Here is a 20,449-nt window from a genome sequence, read left to right as displayed (position 1 = left end):
AATAAGTAACCTCAGTCAAACCCGAATCTCAGAGGTCAATCATGCGCAAGAACCTTCTCGCAGGCGTTGTACTCGCCGTTCTGGTTGCGTTCGCCGCACCGGCAGCGGCAAACGCCGAAAACTATGTGCCGACCGGTGGCTGCACCATGTCGCCGTCGACGGTCGAGGCGGGGCAGAGCGGCACGTTCACGTGCAGCGCCACCACCTGGGTCGGCAACACGCCGGTGACGTACACGATCTCCGGTGAGAGCGGCTCAACCGCTTCGCTGGCCTCGTACCGCACCTCCGGGGTAGCGCACTCCAGCGTGAGCAGTGCGAAGACGGTGAAAGCCGCGGCAGCCAATGGTGGCTCGGTTCTCACGATTCAGGTGCCAGCGAATGCTTCGGGTACCTACACGCTCACCGCCGTCAGCGCCACGCGCACGGTCAGCTCGAGCATCTCGGTCATTCCGACCGACACCGCGACGACGACCACCACCAAGGGCGACACGTCGACCACGGCGAATGGCGATTCAGGGCTGGCCAAGACGGGTTCTGACTTCGTGTTCACCGTTGCATGGATCGGCGGACTCATCGTGCTGCTCGGTCTGGCGCTGCTGTTCTTCCTGCTCTATCGCCGCCGCCACCAGGCACACAGCTAGTCGCGTTCGGGCGACTACGGCCCGGCGATCGAGCGGCACTGCCGCCCCGTCGCCGGGCCCTTTTGTGTGCTGCCGCGGCCCCGCTGGTTGAGGAGCGAGGAACGAGCGTCTCGAAACCAGGGCCGCACCACGCAGGTTTCGAGACGGCCGCGGGCGGCCTCCTCAACCAGCAGAGGTTGCCGCGCGGAATGCGTGGTGACCGCGCGGCGTTGCCCCTGACATGCCCCGTATTCCCCTGAACGTGCTCGACCTGGCCAGCCGCCCACACGGCGCAAGCAACGCGGATGCGGTGGCCGGCAGCATCCGCCTCGCGCAGGCCGCGGAGCGCCTCGGCTACGACCGCTTCTGGGTCGCCGAGCATCACGGCATGCCGGGCATCGCCTCGAGCGCGCCCGCGGTGCTGATCGCCGGAATCGCGGGGGCGACCACGCGCATCCGTGTGGGAAGTGGGGGCGTCATGCTGCCCAACCACGCCCCGCTTGTCGTCGCCGAACAATTCGGCACGCTGCGCGCCCTCTACGGCGACCGCATCGATCTGGGCATCGGCCGCGCGCCCGGCACCGACGGTGCCACGGCCATGGCCCTGCGCCGCAGCGCCGAGGGGCTCGGCGTCGAGGACTTTCCGCAGCAGCTGTTCGACCTGTTCGGCTTCTTCTACGGCACCATGAGCGAGAACAACCCGTTGCACAGCATCACGGCCGTGCCGGGTCTCGGAGACGCCCCGCAGGTCTGGCTGCTTGGATCCAGCGGATACAGCGCTCAGGTTGCGGCGGCCCTCGGCCTGCCGTTCACCTTCGCCCACCATTTCGCGGGCGAGAACACCGAGGCAGCGCTCGACCTGTATCGCGATAAGTTCCAGCCCAGTGAGCAGCTGGACGCCCCGCACAGCATGATCGCGGTCAACGTCATAGCGGATGCCGACCCCGCCGTCGTGCGCGCCGAATCGCTTCCCGGGCTGCTTTCCTTTCTGCGCATGCGCCAGGGGCAGAAGCCGCAGCCGGTCTCGATCGAGGAGGCTCTCGCCTACGAGTTCTCCCCGGTGGAGGAAGAGTTCATCGCCGCCCGCAATGCGCGACAGGCGGTCGGCTCGCCCGAACACGTTGCCGAGCGGCTCGAGTCGCTGCTGAAGTCGACCGGCGTCGATGAGCTCATGATCGCATCCGCCGCCGCCACACCGGATGCCCGCATCCGCTCCCTGCAGATCGTCGCCGACATTCTCGCGTAGCCCCGAGCTCCGCTGGTTGAGGAGTGCGAGGTACGAGCACGTCTCGAAACCTGCGTGGCGCCAACCGGGTTTCGAGACGCTCGTTCCTCGCTCCTCAACCGGCGTGGAGTGGAACCCATTTGGGTGACATGTGTGTATTCTCTGGACTTTTGAACACGTTTTAGGAACAATCGATTCAGCACGGTTTGTCTTTTGGCGTTTCTTGCCGTGTTTTGAGCGTTTCAGTACCCGACGCCCGCGCTCGATCATCATCAACAAGGAAGTTGGTCTGTTCGTGAAACGAAAGACAATGGTTCAGATGCTCTGTGCGGCCCTCGCCGTACTGTGCACGGTGGGGCTCACGTCGGCCCCGGCGACGGCGGCTACAGCGGCGGCTACAGGAGCGACCACGGCCGCGACGACCGCTGCCGCGGCAGGCACAGCGGCAGGCACAGCGGCCGGCATCGCCCCGGCTAATATGGCCACGGTGAAGAAGGCGACGACGAAGACCTCCACCTGGAGCGGCAAGGTTGCACCGCTCTCGACGCCCTGGACGGCCAAGGTGTCCCCGAGCAACGCGCTGCCCGACTACCCGCGGCCGCAGCTGGCCCGGCCATCCGTCAAGAAGTCCACCTGGATGAACCTCAACGGCCTCTGGCAATACGCCGAGACCGACGGATACAGTCCGCCGCCATTCGGCACCAACCTCGAGGGCAAGATACTCGTGCCATACCCGGCCGAGTCCGCGCTCTCCGGCGTGCAGAAGCACTCCGACTACATGTTCTACCGGCGCACCGTTGATGTGCCCAAGTCGTATACCAACGCCGGCCAGCACGTGCGCCTCAACTTCGGCGCCGTCAACTACGACGCGACGGTGTACGTCAACGGCCAGCAGGTGGCGCGCCACACCGGCGGATACGACGCGTTCAGCGTCGACATCACCTCGGCACTGCACAGCAAGGGCAGCCAGGAGATCGTCGTCGCCGTGCACTCGCCGGTCGACAGCGCAACCATCCCTGTCGGCAAGCAGCGACTGGATCCCAGCGGCATCTTCTACACCGCTGCATCCGGAATCTGGCAGACCGTCTGGCTCGAGCCCGTCGCTGCCACGAGCATCGCCACGCTGACGGCCACCCCCGATGTGAAGAATTCCTCCTTCACTATCAGCACCACGCTCAATGGTGACCCGAGCAATGCCCGGCTCGAGGTGACCGCATACGCGGGCAACAAGAAGGTCGCCAGTGCCAGCGGCGCTGCATCCGGAAGCATGAAGCTGAACATTCCGAAGCCGCGGCTGTGGAGCCCGAGTGACCCGTTTCTCTACACGTTCAAGGCCGAGCTGAAGGCCCACGGCAGCACCGACACGGTGGAGAGCTACGCGGGCCTGCGTTCGATAGCGATTGCGAACGTCGAGGGCAAGCAGCGCATCGTGCTGAACGGTAAGCCCACCTTCCTGCTCTCCACGCTCGACCAGGGCTACTGGCCAGACGGCATCTACACGGCGCCGACGGATGATGCGCTCAAGTTCGACATTCAGAAGACCAAAGACCTGGGCTTCAACACGATTCGCAAGCACATCAAGGTGGAGCCGGCGCGCTGGTATTACTGGGCCGACAAGCTCGGGCTGATGGTGTGGCAGGATGCTCCGGCGCTGCCCACCGGGCGCAACGGCAGCCTCAGCGTTGGCGACAAGGCCAACTTTCGCAGCGAGGTCTCCAGCATGGTCACCCAGCTGAAGGACGTGACATCGATCATCGGCTGGATTCCGTTCAACGAAGGCTGGGGCCAGTGGAGCGTGCAGGCGGCCAGCGACGTCGGTGCACAGGTGAAGGCGCTCGACCCGACCCGTCTGGTCAATGACCGCAGCGGCTTCAACTGCTGCGACACCCCCGGGGATCCGGGAACGGGCGACATCATCGACTGGCACCAATATCAGGGGCCCGCGCTTCCCGCTCCGGATGCCAAACGGGCATCCATCGACGGCGAACACGGTGGGCTCACGCTGCCCATCGAGGGACACACGTGGCCCGGCGCATCGCTCGACCCGTATGGCGCCGTCAAAGACGAGGCAGAGCTGAACGACAAGTACGTGGCCAACACGGCCGTGCTGCGTGACCAGGGAGCACCGTATGGTCTCTCCGGCGCCGTCTACACGCAGATCACCGACGTGGAGAACGAGCTCAACGGCTTCTTCACCTACGACCGGCAGGTCGAGAAGGTGAACGAAAAGCGAGTGCGGGCCATCAACCTGGCGGTCATCGCGGCGGGCACCAAGCCGGCGCCGACGCCGCCGGCTGGCACGCCGGGGCCGAAGGGTGTTGGTGCATGGAACTTCGACGAAGCATCCGGAACGCTCGCGCACGACGCCGTCGGTAAAAACGATCTGACGCTGAAGAACGGGGCGAGCTTCGCCCCGGGCGCCAACGGCGACTCGGGCACGGCGCTGAAGCTGAACGGCACCAACCAGTCAGCGGATGCCGCGAAAACCGTGCTGAAGACCGACGGCGTGAACTACAGCGTCTCGGCGTGGGTGAAATTCGATAAGACCGGAAAGGTGTTCCAGACGGTCATGAGTGAGGATGGCGACGCGAACAGCGCCTTCTTCCTGCAGTACTCGGGAGCGGATGACCGGCTGGCGTTCAGCTTTGCCAACGCCCGGGCGCTCGCGAACACTGTCGGATCGCCCAAGGCCGGCCAGTGGTACCACATGGTGGGAGTGCGCGACCTCGGCGCATCCACGCTGAAGATCTACGTGGACGGCAAACTCTCGGGATCGGTCAGCGTGCTCGGCAACGGAGACACCGGCACGGGCAGCCTCGTGGTGGGCCGTGGCAAGTTCGGCGGCAACCCGGTGGATTACCTGGCGGGCACGGTCGACGGCGCGCGCGTCTTCGACCGAGCGCTCTCGGCCGACGAGGTGGCGGCGTTGTACGCGGCAGGGCCGCAGGGGTAAGGGCGCGGGGAGGTTTCGAGACGCAGCCTCGTACCTCGACTGCTCCTCAACCAGCGAACACTTCCGCTGGTTGAGGAGCGAGGTACGAGCGCCTCGAAACCACGGCGCCACACCCGTGGCTGGTTAGAGCGCGCGGCTCATGTCGGGGTGATCTTGCGGCGTGTCTGACGCCACGCACGCGCTTGTTGCTCGTGCTGCGGCGGAGATCTTGTGCAGGGCTGCTCGGCGTCGGGTTGCGCGTCAGGCCCGAAGCGAATACGCCAAATGCCCGGTCCATCGGACCGGGCATTTGGCGTATATGTCGGGGTGACAGGATTTGAACCTGCGACCTCGTCGTCCCGAACGACGCGCGCTACCAAGCTGCGCCACACCCCGAACGGCCTGTAAAAAGGCCTCCATCAGGATACACGCTGCCCGAGGTGGTTGCTGACAGACCGGGGCTAGCCGTTGCCCTTGCCGGGTTTGCCCTTACCCGGCTTTCCGGGCGTGCTCGGCGGTGCCTTCGGCGGAGTGCTTGCCTTGGGCGGCGACGGCTGGAAGTAGTACTTGGGGTACAGCAGCGAATTATCCGGCTGGGCCAGGGCGCCACCGGGATAGGCCTGATCGAGGGCGGCGATGATGGGCTTCATCACGCTGAACTTCACATCGTTGCCCTGCACGGCGTAACCGCCGCCCTTGGGCTGGAAATATTGGTAGTGCATATCCGTCTTCTGAGGCACGCCATTCGCATCCCGAACACCCTGGATATTGCCGATCCAGATTGCGCTCGCCACCTTCGTGGTCGACGTGACCAGCCAGTTGTCGTATGCGCCGTCGGTCGTGCCGGTCTTGCCGAGAATCGGCACCCCGTCGAACGGGTTTGCCGTGTATGCGGTTCCGTTCGTCATGACGTGCTGCAGCGCGAATCCGACCGTCGCCGCGATGTTCGCAGGAATCGCCTGCGAACACGTGGTCTTCGGTACCGGCAGCTCGGTTCCATCGTTGCCGATCACCTTGTCGATGGCGATGGGCGTGCACACCACGCCCTTGTTGGCGAACGCCGCGTAGGCCGTGGCCATGGTCAGCGGCGAGATGTAGTTGGTGCCAATGAGCATCGTCGGGTTGATGGTCCACGGGTTGGTGCCCGGCGAGGCGGAGTGCACGCCGAGGGCCTTGGCCGCGTTCGAGACCGAGCAGAGATCCATCTCGGTGCCCATCTGCGCGAACGCGGTGTTCACCGAATCCTCTGTGGCCTGCATCACGGAGAGGTAGCCGCCCTCGGACGACTCGTCGTTGAAGACCTGCCAGGGGATGCCGTCGTAACCGGGGGTGCAGCCCGACTGCGGAAATTCCGATTCGTTGAAGTTGTGCTGGTTCGCGTTCACCCGCTCATAGAGCGTGTGCCCACTCTCCAGCCAGGCCACCAGGTCGAAGGCCTTGAACGATGATCCCGTTTGGAAGCCGGCAGAACCGCCGTAGCCGAGATCGGTTGCAAAGTTCACGGCCGATGTGCCGGCCGGGGGAGTACCGGAGTCGTTGTATTTGCGATTCTCCACCATATTCACGATGCGTCCGGTGCCCACCTGCATCGACACGTTCGTGCCGCCCAGATCCATGCCCTGCCTGGTCGGAGGAATGTAGGAACTGAGTGAGGCCTGCGCGGTCTTCTGCAGACCGAGATTGAGCGTCGTGTAAACCTTCAGGCCGCCTCGATGAAACAGTGCGGCCCGATCGGCGGATGTCGCGCCGAACGCTTTGTCGCTGAGCATGATTGTCTGCACGTAGTTACAGAAGAAGCCGGCGTCGTAGGCCGTTGCGCTCATACACCCCGACTCCACGGGAGTGATCTTCGGCGTGATAGGGGTCTTCTGCGCCTCGGAATACTGGGCGTGCGTGATCTTGCCGTTGGCGAGCATGCGGCTCAGCACGTAGTTGCGACGATCGAGCGTCGCCTGGTATTTGTTCTTCGCATTACTGCCCGGGTTGGTCTTCTCGTCCTGATCGATGCGCAGATTGGACGGATTGTTGAGCATGCCGACCAGGGTGGCTGCCTGGGGCAGTGAGAGCTGCTTCGCGGAGACACCGAAGTAGTATTCGGCTGCGGCCTGGATGCCGTAGATTCGCCCGCCGAAGCCGGCGATATTCAGGTAGCCCATCAAGATCTGGTCTTTGCTGTACTTCTTCTCGAGCCCTACCGCATAACGCATCTCGCGCAACTTGCGCGAGACCGTGATGCCCGCCGCATCCTGAACGCACTGTTGATACTTCTGCTCCTGGGCGTCTTGCACGGTCTGGGATGCATCCGCGTTCACGATGTCGTTGTTGCACTGCTGCAGCAGCACGTTCTTCACATACTGCTGGGTGATGGACGACCCGCCCTGCACCGAACCGCTCGCGCTGGAAAGCGCACCGCGAATCGTGCCGAGGATGTCGATGCCGCCCTCCTCGTAAAAGCGCGGATCTTCGGTGGCCACCGCGGCATCCTTCACGACCGGTGCAACGTCGCCCCATGCCACGTCGACGCGATTCTGTGCGTAGAAGGTGGCAATGGGTACCTCGGTGCTGCCCTGTGTCGCGTAGAAGGTACTGGTCTGATCGAGTTCGGGAATCTTGAGAAACTCGGGCAGCCCATTGAACGCGGAAACGCCGGTGTCAGCGGCCTTCGCCGTCACTGCTATCGCGGGCATCACGCCGACCGTGAGAACCACGGCCGCGACGACGCTCAGCGCGACGAAACCCAGGAACCCCCCGAGAACACGTCTGGCTTTTTCGTAAGAGACAGGCACGGTGTCACCGTACCCCGCAAAACTTCACGTCGCCTTGGAGCTCGATTGCAGGATGCTTCAACCGGCCGAGGGCGTCAGCGTGAGCAGCGTCGCCTCGGGGCGGCACGCGAAGCGCACGGGCGCGTAGATCGAGGTGCCGATCCCCGCCGAGACGTTCAGCCACGCCGAGCGCAGCGCGTGCCGCCACAGGCTCAGCCCCTTCACCTGGCGCCGAGGAATGTCACAGTTCGTCACAAGCGCCCCGAAGCCCGGCACGCACACCTGGCCGCCATGCGTGTGGCCGGCGAAGATCACGGATGCCCCGTGCGTGACGAACGAGTTCAGCACGCGCTGGTAGGGCGCGTGCGCCACCCCGATGGTGACCGTGGAGCGGGCTGCAGCGGGCGCACCCTCGGGCCACGTGGCATCCTCGGCGAACGGATCGTTCTCGCGCAGCTCGTCGAGCGCGCCGGCGATCAGCTCGAGCTTGTCGAAGTTGCGATGCGGGTCGTTTACACCGAAGAACTCGAGGTGGGTGCCATTGATGTCGAGGGCGCCGGCCGCGTTGTTGAGCCCGAGCCAGCCGAGCTCGGCGAAGTAAGCTTCCAGGGCCTCGGTGTCGAGCCGGTTCGAGGCCACACCGGTGTGATGCTGTGAGGGCCCGGTGAAATACCGCAGCGGGTTCTTCGGGGTCGGCCCGAAATAGTCGTTGGAACCGTGCACGTACACGCCCGGGATGCCCGCGAACGCGTCGAAGGCGCGCCTGATGCCCTCGAGGCCGTCGGCATGACCGAGATTGTCCCCGGTATTGACAATGAGGTCGGGCTTCAGCCGCGCGAGCTCGCTCACCCAGCGCTGCTTGTCGTGCTGCCACGGTGCCATGTGCAAATCGGAGAGGTGCAGCACACGAATCGGGGCGGCGCCCGGCGCGAGCACCGGAACGCTCACGCGTCGCAGCGTGTAGAGCTTGCGCTCCACGAGCGAGCCCCACGCAAAGGATGCCGCGGCCGCGGCGCCCAGCGCGGCCAGCGTCACGCCGACCGCGCCGGCTCCGGAGCCGGTTCCCACGTTGCTGCCGCCGCGCGGCACGCTAGCCGTTCCCTGGATTGGGCGGATTCGGCCCCGTCTTCGCCGGTGCCTGGAGCGTGACCGTGATGGTCGACTTCGTGGAGGCTTGCGAACCGGGAGCCGGACTGCTCGACTTGAACGTTGCATCCGGATCATTCGAGCCCGTGAACTTCACACTGTTGAAGCCCGCGCCATTCAGTGTGGCCTGAATGTCGGCCTTCGTGCCCGAGAGCCCCGGCACGGTCACCAGCGTTCCGTCGCTCGCGTAGAGCAGGATCGTGGCACCCTTGCTGGCCTTCGTGCCGCCGGCCGGGTCGCTGCGTTCCATCGTGCCGCTCGGCTGGCTGCCGGCAATGCGGCCGCCCTCCTGCACGTTGAAACCGACTCCGGTGAGCAGGCTCTTGGCGTCGCTCAGCGACTTGCCTGCGACGTCGGGCACGTCGACCTGGATGCCGTTGAGCACGAGACTGTCGACGGTCGGGAACGCGGAGCCGCCGAATTTGGCGTTGGTGGCCTCGAGAATCGTCTTCACCACCGGGAATTTCAGGTTGTTGCCCTGGCGGTAGTAGCCACCGCTCTTCGGCTGGAAGTACTTGTAGTGCATATCAGTCTTCTCGTACTTGCCGTTGGCCTGCTTGACACCTTGCACGTTGCCGATCCAGGTGGCGGTGGCGACCTTGGTGGTGGCCGTGGCGAGCCAGTTGTCGTAGGCGCCGTCTGTCGTACCCGTCTTGCCCAGCAGCGGCACACCATCACGAGGGTTGGCGCTCTGGGCCGTGCCACCGCCCTGGAACGGCGTCTGCAGCGCATAGGCGACGCCGGCCGCGATCTTGGGGTCGATCGCCTGCTTGCAGCTGGTGGGGGTAACGGGGCGGTCCGTGCCATCCGCATTCGTGACCTTGTCGATGGCAACGGGCGTGCAGATCTTGCCGCCATTCGCGAAGCCGGCATAGGCGGTCGCGAGCGTGAGCGGTGAGATATCCATGCCACTGCCGAGGATGGAGGAGGCGTTCGAAGGCATCGGGTCGCCATTGCTCTCGTGCATACCGAGAGCCGTTGCAGCTTTCTGGATGGTGCAGAGATCGACCTTGGTGCCCATCGTGGCGAAGGCCGTGTTCACCGAGTACTTGGTGGCATCGAGAACGCTCATGTTGCCGCCCTCGCCGCCCTCGTCGTTGGAGACGTTCCACGTCGCGTCGGGTCCGGCGCAACTGTTGTGGAACAGGGAGGTGGGGTAGGTGTGCCTGTCGGCGTTGATGATGTCACGCAGCGCGTGGCCCTCCTGCAGCCAGGCCACAAGCGAGAAGGCCTTGTACGTCGAACCGACGGCGAAGCCGCCCGAATCGCCATAGGCGGCGTCTGCGGTGTAGTTGAGAGACGTCGTTCCCGCCGGCGCCTTCGCCGTGTTGTTGTACGGTCTGTTCTGCGCCATCGTGAGGATGCGACCGGTGTTCTGCTGCAGGGCAACGGTGGCACCGCCGATGTCCATGCCCTCTGCGGTGGCCGGAACGTAGTCGCGCAGCGAATCCTGCGTGGTCTTCTGCAGGTCGAGGTCGAGCGTCGTGTAGATCTTGAAACCGCCGCCGGTCAGGGCGGCCCAGCGATCGTCTGCTGTCGCACCGAACGCCGGATCGTTCAGGATCGAGTTCTGAACGTAGGAACAGAAGATGTCGGCGTCGTAGGCTGCGGCGGTCATGCATCCGTTGGACTGCGGCGTGATCTTGGGTGTGATCTTGGTGGCGATGGCCTCGTCGCGCTGCTTCTGGGTGATCTTCTTGTACTGCAGCATCTTGTCGATGATGTAGTCGCGGCGGCTTTTGTTGGCCGCGTAGCCGTTCTTGGCGCCGTTGGTCTTGCTGTCCGGCACGTCGAGCCGGAGGTTGTCGGGGTTGTTCACGATGGCCAGCAGGCTGGCGGCCTGAGCCACGGTGAGGTCTTTGGCAGAGACGCCGTAGTAGTAGAGCGAAGCCGACTGGATGCCGTAGACCTGGCCGCCGAAACCGGCGATGTTGAGGTAGTTCAGCAGAATGGTGTTCTTGCCGTACTTCTTCTCCAGGCCGATGGCCTGCTTCATCTCCTTGAGCTTGCGGTCGGGCGTGGTCTCGGTGGCGTCGTTGTAGCAGGCGATCCACTTCTGGTGAAGCTTCTCATCGCCATTGTTCACGTTGTACTTCTCGCACATCTGAATCTTGACGTTCTTCACGTACTGCTGGGTGATGGTCGAGCCGCCCTGCGTGTCCTTCTTCAGCCACGTGGAGAGGGCGCCGCGAACGGTGCCCTTGATGTCGATGCCGCCGTGTTCGTAGAAGCGCGGATCTTCACCGGAGGTCGCGGCATCCTTCGCGAACTGCGAGATGTCGCCCCACTTGGCCACCACGCGGTTCTGCGCCCAGAACGACGCGATCTGAACCTCGGCGTTGCCCTTCTTGGCATACACCGTGGAGACCTGCGGCAGCTGGTCGAGCTTGAGGTACTCGGGAAGATTCTCGAACATGCCGAGCGAATCGGATGCGGCGATGCCTGTCACGGCGATGGCGGGAGTCACGGCGGCGGTCACCAGCAGGCCGGCGACGACGCTCATGCCGACGAAGCCGGCGAATGCACCGAGCGCGCCGTGGGCAGACCGCTTGGCGGATCGTTTTTGGGCAGACATAGACTAAAGGTTAGGTGAGAAAGCTGGCAAACCACCTCAACGCGGCGCGTATGAGTTCGCGCTGTTGCCGAGTCGTAACCAAAGAATAGAGAGTGAAATGCGCCGCTGGGAATACCTGACAACGCCGCTGATCGTGCACAACACGGCAGCGATTCTGAACAATTGGGGCTCGGAAGGATGGGAGCTGGTGCAGGTCGTGACGGGCCCCGAGGGCGGCCTCGTCGCGTACCTGAAGCGGCCCGTCGAGGCGGAGGGCGAGAACTGATGGCTGGAGTTGGTGGGTCTGGTGGATCTGCTGCCGGTGGTGTCGAGGGTCGCCTGGCCGAGCTGGGCATCGTGTTGCCGGATGTCGCGGCTCCCGTCGCCGCCTACGTTCCGGCCGTCGTCAGCGGTTCCTTCGTGTACACCTCCGGCCAGCTGCCGTTTGTCTCCGGTGCGCTGCCCGCTTCTGGCAAGGTGGGCGAGGGCCACGGGCTCGTTCCCGCAGCCGACGCACAGGACTACGCGCGCACGGCGGCGCTCAACGCGCTCGCGGCAGCGCGCAGCGTGATCGGATCGCTCGATCGGGTGACGCGCGTGGTCAAGGTGACCGGCTTCGTCGCATCCGCCCCCGATTTCACGGGGCAGCCCGGGGTGATCAACGGCGCCTCGAATGTGCTCGGGGAGATCTTCGGCGAGGCGGGCGCCCACGCGCGCTCGGCCGTGGGTGTGGCCGTTCTGCCGCTGGATTCGCCCGTCGAGGTGGAGCTTATTCTCGAGTTCGCGTAGCGAGCATGCGAGCGAGGGGAACGTCAGGAAGGTAAGGCGTTCCCCCTGGCCGTCTCTGGATGGTTACAGGAGATTTGCCTCTTTGCAGGAGGTTTCGCGCCCACCGCAAGTCGATTGCATCTCGGCGAAGGCTCACGCAAGGTGGTCGTTCATTGGAACAGGTCGCCAACCAGGCCGGATGCGACGCTCGCGCTTGAGCCTGTCGAAGACACGCTCGCGCACATCATTGGTGGCGTCTGTGCGTAGCGTTCGCGACGTCAGCTGTCATCACAAGTGGAACTTGCACCGTTTGCTGAGTGAGCTATGACATATTGCTTGCTTAGGGGGTGAAATGGCATACACTGATCTCGGTCGAATCATACTTTGACTGCGATGTTTTCGGGATTCCCCCCAATCCTTACGTCGCCGAGGCGGCATCCGTTCCCCCCAATGGATGCCGCCCCCCTTTCTTTAAGGCGCGGCTTCGCTCGCGGTCGGCCCGCTTCCTGCACAGACCGCACGGAATGTCCGTTCTCCACGGATGCCGCTCCTCGGCCGCGCCCGGCCTGGCCTGGCGCATAGCGTCAGATGTATGGCTTCCACCCCCTTCGTGCCACAGCGTCGCACGCAACTCGTCGTGGGCGACGATGAAGATTCGCCGTTCAACGCCGCTCAGGATGAGGCCAGCACTGCCGGTGACCCCGCGGACTGGCGCGACTTCGGAGTGCTCGCGCCGTACCTCGCCGACCCCGCGGTGACGGATCTCTTTGTGAACGGGGTCGACGGCTTGTGGATCGACGACGGCACCGGACTGAGGCGCGCCCGCGATCCGGAGAGGCACGTCGACGAAGAGGTCGACGGCAATCTCGCTGAGGTGTTCGAGGACGAGTACGGGTTCGATGCGGTTCTCTCTCCGATCGCTGCTGGCGCTGGCACTGGCGCTGGCGCTGGCGCTGGCACTGGCACCGGCACCGGCGTCAGCGTGCCGGGCGCTGGCGGTTTCGAGGCTGACAGCGATGGCATCGACGATGAGGCCGGCGGTGACGAGCTCGGCGACGAGCGCGCACTGCGTGCGCTCGCGGTGCGTCTGATTGCTCTCGGCGGGCGGCACATCGATGAGACCTCCCCCTGCGTCGACGTGCGGCTGCGCGACGGCATCCGGGTTCACGCGGTGCTGCCGCCGATCTCCACGACCGGAACGCTGCTGTCCATTCGCATTCCGCGCCGTGAGCGGTTTCGGTTGGGTGATCTCGCGGCATCCGGAATGGTGAGCACGGCCCAGGCCGACCGCCTGCGGCTGGCCATACGTCGGCGCGAGAACATTCTCGTGACGGGCGCGGCTGGCACCGGTAAGACCACTCTTCTGGCCGCGCTGCTCGCCGAGGCGCCGCCCGGCGAGCGCATTGTGGCCATCGAAGATGTCGCGGAGCTGCGGGTGGATCATCCTCATTTCGTGTCGCTGGAGTCGCGGCAGGCCAATCTGGAGGGCGCCGGCGCGATAGGCATGGAACGACTCGTGCGCGAGGCGTTGCGCATGCGACCCGACCGGCTGGTGCTCGGCGAATGCCGCGGCGCCGAGATTCGCGAGCTGCTTGCCGCGCTCAATACCGGGCACGACGGGGGAGCCGGAACCCTGCACGCCAATTCTCTTGCGGATGTTCCTGCGCGCGTGGAAGCGCTCGGCGCATTGGCGCAGATGAGCCAGGAGGCGGTGGCGCGACAGACCGTGAGCGCGATCGGCGTGATTGTGCACCTGGAACGCACTGCGGGCATCCGCCGCCTGGCCGGGATCGGAGGCTTCGCCCTCGATGCGCGCGGTCGCCTGCAGGTGATCGACGAATGAAGGCATCGAAAGGCAAGGCCCCTCCTGAGATCGAGGCTGTTGCAGCCGTGACCGAGCGGCTGGCCGTGCTGCTGGCTGCGGGCGTGCCGCCGGTCTCGGCGTGGGGTTACCTGGGCGAGACGGCGAGTTCCGGCGTCGTCAGGCAGGTGGCGGATGCTGCCGCCCGTGGCGAGGCTGTGCCTCGCGCACTCGCGGCGGCCGCGGCGGCCAGCCCTCCCGATGTTGCCGACGCGTGGCGCGGCCTGGCTGCAGCCTGGTTCGTCGCAACGGAGTCGGGTGCGCCGCTGGCGCAGAGCCTGCGGGCTCTCGCCGGTTCCTTCCGGTCGCTGGGCCAGACACAACGCGATCTGGCCGTCGCGCTCGCGGGGCCGGCCGCGACCGCTCGCATGGTGATGGCGCTGCCCGTCGTGGGGGTGCTGTTCGGCATGGGCCTGGGCTTCAACACCCTGCGAACGCTCTTCACGACGTTGCCCGGGCTGGCGTGCCTGGGAGCGGGTGCGCTGCTGATGGTGGCAGGCATCCGCTGGAATCGACGCATGATTCGCGCCGCGACACCGAAGGATCGCACGCCAGGACTCGCGATCGACCTCATGGCTGTGGCGATGTCGGGCGGGGGATCCATCGAACGAGCCAGAATGCTGCTCGCGAAGGCGCGTGGGCGTTTTCTCACCGGCACCGCGGCGGAGTCGCGCATGGTCGACGACGTGCTGCGGCTCGCTCAGCGAGCGGGCGTGCCGGCGGCGCAACTGCTGCGCAGCGAGGCAGCGGCACGACGCAGGAACGCCCGCTCCGAGGGCCAGCGCAGTGCTGCGTCGCTCGCCGTGCGCCTCATGATCCCGCTGGGCATCTGCGTGCTGCCCGCGTTCATGCTCGTCGGCGTGGCCCCCTTGCTGCTGGCCATCGTCACCTCCACGTTCTCGACGCTGACCTGAGCGCGGCGCCGGGCTGCGGGAGACGCGCTGCGGGCTGCGGGAGGCGGGCTGCGGGTGAGGGGTGTCAGTCAATAGCCGCTCGGCGAGGCGCCACTCCTGCACCGACGGCCCGACGTCGAAGAAGTCCACCGATCAGGGTAATGGCCGCCCACCCGTGCTCTCCACCGCCCACGATTGAACCACAAACCGAAACCCGGATGTCGGGCTCGAAAGACACACAGACAGGGATCCCGCCGAGGGCTTCCCGAGAGAAGGCAGGTCATGCACACACTCACGAATTCTGGCGGCACGCACACTTCAGGTGCTTGCTCGGCCGCTGCTCCACACGGCACACCGCGGTGGCGACGCTCCGTGACGGCGCTTGCGGAGCGCACCCGATCGCGCCTGGGCGATGAGGAGGGAGCGGCAACCGCCGAATATGCGGTGGCCACCATGGCCGCCGTCGGCTTTGCTGGCCTGCTCGTCGTCATCCTGCGCGGCGACGAGGTGCGCGGCATCCTGACCGATCTGATCCGCCGTGCGCTCACGACGGCAGGCTGAGCTGCCCGTGCCGCAGTCGCTGCTGCAGTCGCAGCCGCGACCGCAGCAGCGACTGCGGCACGGCCGATCGTCGGCACGATGGCGGCCGGGCAATTCGGCGGACCACGGCAGCGTCACGGCGGAGTTCGCCGCGGTCGTGCCGGCCGTGCTTCTCGTGCTCGCCGTGTGCCTCGGCGGCGTGCAGATCGTGGGGCAGCAGCTGCGACTGACGGATGCCGCCGCGGACGCCGCCCGGTCCCTTGCGCGCGGAGACAGTACGGTGGTGGCCGCCGCCCGGGTGCATCAGGGCGTGGGCACGGCGCGCATGAGCACCGAGAACAGTGGGGAATTCGTGTGCGTGCGGCTGACATCAGCCGCGGCGTTCGGCCCCGCGGCCTCTGTGGGGTTCACGGTGGCGGCTCGCGGATGCGCACTCGAGGGAGGTCGGTGATGGCGAGGTGGCGGCGCTCCCTTTGGCACGCTCAGGGAGCGGAGGCTCGGGGATCGCGTCGCCGGGGAACGCAGGCCTGGGAAGCGCAGGCTCGGGCCGGGGAATCGGGCTCCGGGTCGTTGCTCGCGGTCGGGGTCATCGCATCCGTCTTCGCACTGACGATGATGCTTGTGCCCCTTTCGCAGGCGCTCACGGTGAAGCAACGGGTGACGGGCGCGGCCGACGCGGCGGCGCTCGCGGCCGCGAACACGGTGTCCGGGGCGATCGCCGGGTTTCCCTGCGAATCAGCGGATGTCGCCGCACAACTCAACGGCGCAGCCCTGCGGCGCTGCGAGCTCGACGGTTCTGTGGCGACGGTCTCGGCGGGCGCCCGCTATCTCGGCTTCGACATCGTCGTCTTCGCGCGAGCGGGGCCGCCGGGCAGCGCCCAAGGCTGAAAGGAGCCCAGAGCTGAACGGAGTACAGGGCCCACGGGAGCCCAGCACTGAACGGAGCCCAGCACTGAACGGAGCCCAGCGCTGAATGGAACGGCCGGAGGTTGACTCAGTCGAACAGCGCCTCGAGGTACCGGTAGTCGACGGCGCTCGGCCGGTCGCTGCGGGAATCCTCCGACGCGTACTCCACCCCACCGGCACGGGCATAGAGATAGCGCTTGCCGCCGCCCTCCGCAGGAATCTCAATACGTGGGCGGGGGTCGCCGGAATCCAGGAACTCTGTTCTGATCGTCTTGCCCTCCAGCGGTCCGTCGGTCAGTTTCGCCGTGTAGCTCGCAGTTGAAGTGTCCATAAGGCTCATTCTCCTCATCGCGGCCGAGAGTTCAAGGGGTGTCGCGCGAAGCATTGGCGACGAACGGCTCGACTCCTTAATTAGGCACAGTGCCGGTATTGGTGTGTATGGTGTGCCTGATGGGCGGCGTCGCCCTATCCGCAGAGTCGGGATGAGGCGTCGGGGGCACGCCGGAATCCATAGGCGGCGGCATCCGCAAATCTGTACGAGTCAAGGAGTCAGGTGCCAGACACGAAAAAACTGGTCATCGTCGAGTCGCCGACGAAGGTCAAATCCATCGCGCAGTATCTCGGCGACGGCTATGAAGTCATGGCCTCCGTTGGACACATTCGTGACCTCATCGAACCCAAAAACCTGCCGCCCGAGCTCAAAAAGGGCGGCCTGGGCAAGTTCTCTGTCGACGTCGACAATGACTTCGAGCCCTACTACGTCGTCTCCGACCAGAAAAAGAAGACGGTCGCCGACCTCAAGAGGGCGCTCAAGAACGCCGACGAACTCCTGCTCGCCACTGATGAGGACCGCGAAGGCGAGGCCATCGCCTGGCACCTCATCGAGGTTCTCAAGCCCACCGTTCCCGTCAAGCGCATGGTCTTCCACGAGATCACCCGCGAGGCCATCCAGGCGGCCCGCGAGAGCACCCGCGACATCGACACCGCACTCGTCGACGCGCAGGAGACGCGTCGCATCCTCGACCGCCTTTACGGCTTCGAGGTCTCGCCCGTGCTGTGGCGCAAGGTCGGCCCCGGCCTCTCCGCCGGCCGCGTGCAGTCCGCCGCCACCCGACTCGTCGTCGACCGTGAACGCGAGCGGCTCGCCTTCATCGCGGCCGGGTACTGGGACCTGACCGCCCGACTCGCCACGCGAAGCGACACCACCGCGCCGGATGCCGCCTCCGCGGCCAGCGCCGACGCATCCGTCTTCGAGTCCCGCCTCGTGCGTCTCGACGGCAAGCGCGTCGCCAGCGGGCGTGACTTCGACGACCGCGGCGCGCTCAAGAGCGACGCCGTCACCCTCGACGAGCCCACCGTGCGGGCACTCGCCGCCGGCATCGAGCAGTCGAGTTCGACGATCGCCGTCTCCAAGGTGGAGTCGAAGCCGTATTCCCGCCGTCCGGCGGCGCCGTTCACGACATCCACGCTGCAGCAGGAGGCCGCGCGCAAGCTGCGTTTCTCAGCCAGGCAGACCATGAGCGTTGCGCAGTCGCTGTATGAAAACGGCTACATCACCTATATGCGTACCGACTCGCCGTCGCTGTCGCAGCAGGCCACGAACGCGGCGCGTTCGCAGGCCGCCACTCTCTACGGCGCAGACACGGTGCCCGAGAAGCCGCGTGTCTACACCGGCAAGAGCAAGAGCGCGCAGGAGGCGCACGAGGCAATCCGCCCGTCCGGTGAGACGTTCCGCACCCCTGCTGAGCTGGCATCCCGCCTGCACGGCAACGACTTCAAGCTGTACGAACTGATCTGGAAGCGCACCGTCGCCTCGCAGATGGCGGACGCGAAGGGGCAGACGGCATCCGTCACCATCGAAGCCCGCGTGACCGAGGGCGAGGTGGCCGGCCGGGTCGCCGAATTCTCCGCCAGCGGCACGGTCATCACGTTCCGCGGCTTTCTGCACGCCTATGAAGAGGGCCGCGACGAGGAGCGCAACGGTCAGGCCGAGCCGAGCGAGGCCAAGCTGCCGCCGCTGAAGGAAGGGCAGGCGCTCGCCGTCGACGAGATCGAGGCCAAGGGCCACGAGACCACGCCGCCGCCGCGCTACACGGAGGCCAGCCTCGTCAAGACGCTCGAAGAGCTGGGGGTCGGCCGCCCGTCGACCTATGCCTCCATTCTTTCCACCATCGTCGACCGCGGTTACGTGACGCCTCGTGGTCAGGCCCTCGTACCGAACTGGATCGCCTTCTCGGTGGTACGCCTGCTCGAGGACTACTTCGGCGACCTCGTCGAATACGACTTCACGGCAGAGATGGAGAACGACCTCGACCGCATCGCCGGCGGTGAGGCCGCCCGCATCGACTGGCTGAACAGCTTCTACTTCGGCAGCGACAAGCATCGCGGGCTGCGCCAGGTGGTCGACAATCTCGGCGACATCGACGCGCGCATCATCAACTCCATTCGCATCGACGACGAGATCACCCTGCGCATCGGCAAATACGGGCCCTACCTCGAGGTTGCCGCTTCGGCAGACCCCGGCGCCGAGAATCCGGATGCGACGCCTCGCCGCGTCAACATTCCCGAGGGACTCGCCCCCGATGAGCTCACCGCCGCGAAGGCACACGAGCTCATCGATGCTCCTGTGGTCACCGACCGCATCATCGGGGTGAACCCGGCGAACGGCAAGAACATCGTCGCCAAAGACGGCCGCTTCGGCCCCTACGTGACCGAGCTCGACCCCGAGCCCGAACCGCTGGTTGAGGAGGCGCGCGGAGCCGCCGTCTCGAAACCAGCAGACGACACTCCACCCGCCGACCCGAAAACCGGCGAGCTCCTCGAAACCGCCGCCGAGGCATCCGCCCCGACGACGGCGAAGAAACCCGCGAAGAAGACCGCCGCCAAAAAGGCCGCCGCGGTCAAGCCGCGCACCGCGTCGCTCTTCAAGTCGATGGATCTCGCCGCCATCGATCTCGACACCGCGCTCAGGCTGCTCGACCTGCCCCGCGTGGTCGGGGCCGACCCCGAGTCCGGTGAGGAGATTCTCGCGCAGAACGGGCGTTACGGGCCGTACCTGAAGAAGGGTGCGGACACGCGTTCGCTCACGAGCGAAGATGACATCTTCGGCATCGATCTCGCCGGCGCACTCGAGCTGTATGCGCAGCCGAAATACGGTGCACGCCGTGCCTCGAGTGCCCTCAAGGAATTCGCGGAGGATCCGGAAAGCGGCAAGCCGATTCGGGTCAAAGACGGCCGATTCGGCCCGTACGTGACCGATGGTGTCACGAACGCGACGATCCCCAAGAGCGAATCGGTGGAGGAAGTCGACTTCGATCGCGCCGTGCAGCTGCTGGCCGACAAGCGCGCCAAGGGCCCTGCGCCCAAGAAGAAGGCCCCAGCGAAGAAGGCCCCGGCCAAGAAGGCCGCCGCGAAGAAACCGGCAGCAAAGAAACCGGCAGCGAAGAAGCCCGCGGCGAAGGCCACGGCGCGCACGGCAGCACCGAAGAAGTGAGCGAGAGCACGGGCGTGGTGAGCGCCCCGGGGGCTCGCGCCGCGACATCCGGCATCTTCATCACGCTCGAGGGCGGCGACGGGTCGGGCAAGTCGACCCAGGCCGAGCTGCTCGCCGAGTGGTTGCGCGAACGTGCACGCACCGTGATGCGTACCCGCGAACCCGGTGGCACCGATGTCGGCGACGCGGTTCGCGAGATAGTGCTGCACCACCGCGGGCACATCGCACCGCGTGCCGAGGCGCTGCTCTACGCCGCCGATCGCGCGCACCACATCGCCACGGCGGTGCGACCGGCCCTCGAGCGCGGCGAGGTCGTGATCCAGGATCGCTACCTCGACTCGTCTGTGGCGTATCAGGGCGTCGGCCGTGTGCTTGACGCCGACGAGATTCGCAATCTGTCATTGTGGGCCGCCGAAGGGCTGCTGCCCGATGTGACGATTCTGCTCGACCTCGACGAGACCGTCGCGCGCGCCCGACTGGATGCCGCGCGCACCCGATACGACCGGCTCGAGGCCGAGAAGAGCGAGTTTCACGCACGTGTTCGAGCCGCGTATCTCGACCTGGCCGCGGCCGAGCCCGAGCGCTTTCTCGTGCTGGATGCCGCGGCGCCGGTCGCCGAGATCGCCGCGGCCATCCGCGCCCGCATCGAGCCCCTGCTCTAGCCCTCCCGCTGGTTGAGGAGAGGTCAACGAAGGAGGCCTCGTCTCGAACCCAGCGTCGCGCGGCTGGTTTCGAGACGCCGGCTT

The 20,449-nt window shown here is 66.0% G+C and carries 16 protein-coding genes and 1 tRNA gene; 12 read left to right on the top strand and 5 right to left on the bottom strand.

The annotated features are described in order from the left end of the window. The first annotated feature begins 41 nt into the window (after positions 1 to 41). The 3 genes from ASC63_RS01115 to ASC63_RS01105 all read left to right on the top strand — a co-directional run bounded on the left by ASC63_RS01115 (position 42) and on the right by ASC63_RS01105 (position 4,798). On the top strand, positions 42 to 641 hold the full coding sequence (locus ASC63_RS01115; protein ID WP_055808913.1) for an LPXTG cell wall anchor domain-containing protein: 600 nt from the start codon (positions 42 to 44) through the stop codon (positions 639 to 641). A gap of 220 nt (positions 642 to 861) precedes the next feature. Next, positions 862 to 1,866, top strand: coding sequence for an LLM class flavin-dependent oxidoreductase (locus tag ASC63_RS01110; RefSeq protein ID WP_055808911.1), 1,005 nt, complete (start codon positions 862 to 864; stop codon positions 1,864 to 1,866). A gap of 274 nt (positions 1,867 to 2,140) precedes the next feature. Continuing rightward, on the top strand, positions 2,141 to 4,798 hold the full coding sequence (locus tag ASC63_RS01105) for a LamG-like jellyroll fold domain-containing protein (protein WP_235491699.1): 2,658 nt from the start codon (positions 2,141 to 2,143) through the stop codon (positions 4,796 to 4,798). Positions 4,799 to 5,099: 301 nt separating this feature from the next. Here ASC63_RS01105 and ASC63_RS01100 read toward each other — a convergent pair. The 4 genes from ASC63_RS01100 to ASC63_RS01085 all read right to left on the bottom strand — a co-directional run bounded on the left by ASC63_RS01100 (position 5,100) and on the right by ASC63_RS01085 (position 11,263). After that, positions 5,100 to 5,173 (bottom strand) — tRNA-Pro (locus ASC63_RS01100). A gap of 65 nt (positions 5,174 to 5,238) precedes the next feature. After that, entirely contained in the window at positions 5,239 to 7,563 is a 2,325-nt protein-coding gene (locus ASC63_RS01095; RefSeq protein ID WP_055808907.1) for a transglycosylase domain-containing protein, read from the bottom strand. 57 nt (positions 7,564 to 7,620) lie between these two features. Further along, the gene (locus ASC63_RS01090) at positions 7,621 to 8,631 is read right to left on the bottom strand and encodes a metallophosphoesterase (protein WP_200936933.1); all 1,011 of its coding nucleotides are present in this window, start codon (positions 8,629 to 8,631) and stop codon (positions 7,621 to 7,623) included. Position 8,632: 1 nt separating this feature from the next. Continuing rightward, complete coding sequence (locus ASC63_RS01085; RefSeq protein WP_055808905.1) at positions 8,633 to 11,263, bottom strand: transglycosylase domain-containing protein; 2,631 nt, start codon at positions 11,261 to 11,263, stop codon at positions 8,633 to 8,635. Between the two features lie 97 nt (positions 11,264 to 11,360). Between ASC63_RS01085 and ASC63_RS16425 the strand changes: the two genes are divergently transcribed. From ASC63_RS16425 to ASC63_RS15945, 7 genes are all read left to right on the top strand, one after another. Then, positions 11,361 to 11,528: a hypothetical protein gene (locus ASC63_RS16425; RefSeq protein ID WP_200936711.1), complete on the top strand. Its 168-nt coding sequence runs from the start codon at positions 11,361 to 11,363 to the stop codon at positions 11,526 to 11,528. Then, on the top strand, positions 11,528 to 12,031 hold the full coding sequence (locus tag ASC63_RS01080) for a RidA family protein (RefSeq protein WP_055808903.1): 504 nt from the start codon (positions 11,528 to 11,530) through the stop codon (positions 12,029 to 12,031). The genes ASC63_RS16425 and ASC63_RS01080 overlap by 1 nt, the downstream gene beginning before the upstream one ends. Positions 12,032 to 12,602: 571 nt before the next feature. Beyond that, on the top strand, positions 12,603 to 13,853 hold the full coding sequence (locus tag ASC63_RS01075; protein ID WP_055808901.1) for a CpaF family protein: 1,251 nt from the start codon (positions 12,603 to 12,605) through the stop codon (positions 13,851 to 13,853). Continuing rightward, positions 13,850 to 14,785, top strand: a complete 936-nt coding sequence (locus ASC63_RS01070) for a type II secretion system F family protein (protein WP_055808899.1) — start codon at positions 13,850 to 13,852, stop codon at positions 14,783 to 14,785. The genes ASC63_RS01075 and ASC63_RS01070 overlap by 4 nt, the downstream gene beginning before the upstream one ends. A gap of 351 nt (positions 14,786 to 15,136) precedes the next feature. Then, complete coding sequence (locus ASC63_RS01065; protein ID WP_055808897.1) at positions 15,137 to 15,325, top strand: DUF4244 domain-containing protein; 189 nt, start codon at positions 15,137 to 15,139, stop codon at positions 15,323 to 15,325. Continuing rightward, positions 15,303 to 15,755 (top strand): TadE family type IV pilus minor pilin, encoded by a 453-nt coding sequence (locus ASC63_RS01060; protein WP_235491698.1) that lies wholly within the window; start codon positions 15,303 to 15,305, stop codon positions 15,753 to 15,755. The genes ASC63_RS01065 and ASC63_RS01060 overlap by 23 nt, the downstream gene beginning before the upstream one ends. After that, positions 15,755 to 16,192 (top strand): Rv3654c family TadE-like protein, encoded by a 438-nt coding sequence (locus tag ASC63_RS15945; protein WP_082486984.1) that lies wholly within the window; start codon positions 15,755 to 15,757, stop codon positions 16,190 to 16,192. The genes ASC63_RS01060 and ASC63_RS15945 overlap by 1 nt, the downstream gene beginning before the upstream one ends. Positions 16,193 to 16,298: 106 nt before the next feature. Here the strand turns inward: ASC63_RS15945 and ASC63_RS01050 are convergent, their stop codons facing one another. Further along, positions 16,299 to 16,541: a hypothetical protein gene (locus ASC63_RS01050; RefSeq protein WP_055808895.1), complete on the bottom strand. Its 243-nt coding sequence runs from the start codon at positions 16,539 to 16,541 to the stop codon at positions 16,299 to 16,301. 222 nt (positions 16,542 to 16,763) lie between these two features. On the opposite strand from ASC63_RS01050, the gene topA reads away from it, so the two are divergent. Together topA and tmk are read left to right on the top strand one after the other, a co-directional pair. After that, entirely contained in the window at positions 16,764 to 19,703 is a 2,940-nt protein-coding gene (gene topA / locus ASC63_RS01045) for a type I DNA topoisomerase (RefSeq protein WP_055808893.1), read from the top strand. Continuing rightward, positions 19,700 to 20,365: a dTMP kinase gene (gene tmk / locus ASC63_RS01040; RefSeq protein ID WP_235491695.1), complete on the top strand. Its 666-nt coding sequence runs from the start codon at positions 19,700 to 19,702 to the stop codon at positions 20,363 to 20,365. Before topA ends, tmk begins: the two co-directional genes overlap by 4 nt. The last annotated feature ends 84 nt before the right edge of the window (positions 20,366 to 20,449 follow it).

The organism is Leifsonia sp. Root112D2 (assembly GCF_001424905.1).
Lineage (GTDB): Bacteria > Actinomycetota > Actinomycetes > Actinomycetales > Microbacteriaceae > Root112D2.
Note: the sequence above shows the minus strand (reverse complement) of the source record. Positions and strands in the feature narration are given on the sequence as shown.

Bases quoted from the DNA above. Each gene is read 5' to 3' on its own strand.
- ASC63_RS01110 (WP_055808911.1), top strand. From the start codon at position 862: ATGCCCCGTATTCCCCTGAACGTGCTCGACCTGGCCAGCCGCCCACAC.
- ASC63_RS01050 (WP_055808895.1), bottom strand. From the start codon at position 16,541: ATGGACACTTCAACTGCGAGCTACACGGCGAAACTGACCGACGGACCG.
- ASC63_RS15945 (WP_082486984.1), top strand. From the start codon at position 15,755: ATGGCGAGGTGGCGGCGCTCCCTTTGGCACGCTCAGGGAGCGGAGGCT.
- ASC63_RS01070 (WP_055808899.1), top strand. From the start codon at position 13,850: ATGAAGGCATCGAAAGGCAAGGCCCCTCCTGAGATCGAGGCTGTTGCA.
- ASC63_RS01085 (WP_055808905.1), bottom strand. From the start codon at position 11,263: ATGTCTGCCCAAAAACGATCCGCCAAGCGGTCTGCCCACGGCGCGCTC.
- ASC63_RS16425 (WP_200936711.1), top strand. From the start codon at position 11,361: ATGCGCCGCTGGGAATACCTGACAACGCCGCTGATCGTGCACAACACG.
- ASC63_RS01115 (WP_055808913.1), top strand. From the start codon at position 42: ATGCGCAAGAACCTTCTCGCAGGCGTTGTACTCGCCGTTCTGGTTGCG.
- ASC63_RS01080 (WP_055808903.1), top strand. From the start codon at position 11,528: ATGGCTGGAGTTGGTGGGTCTGGTGGATCTGCTGCCGGTGGTGTCGAG.
- ASC63_RS01075 (WP_055808901.1), top strand. From the start codon at position 12,603: ATGGCTTCCACCCCCTTCGTGCCACAGCGTCGCACGCAACTCGTCGTG.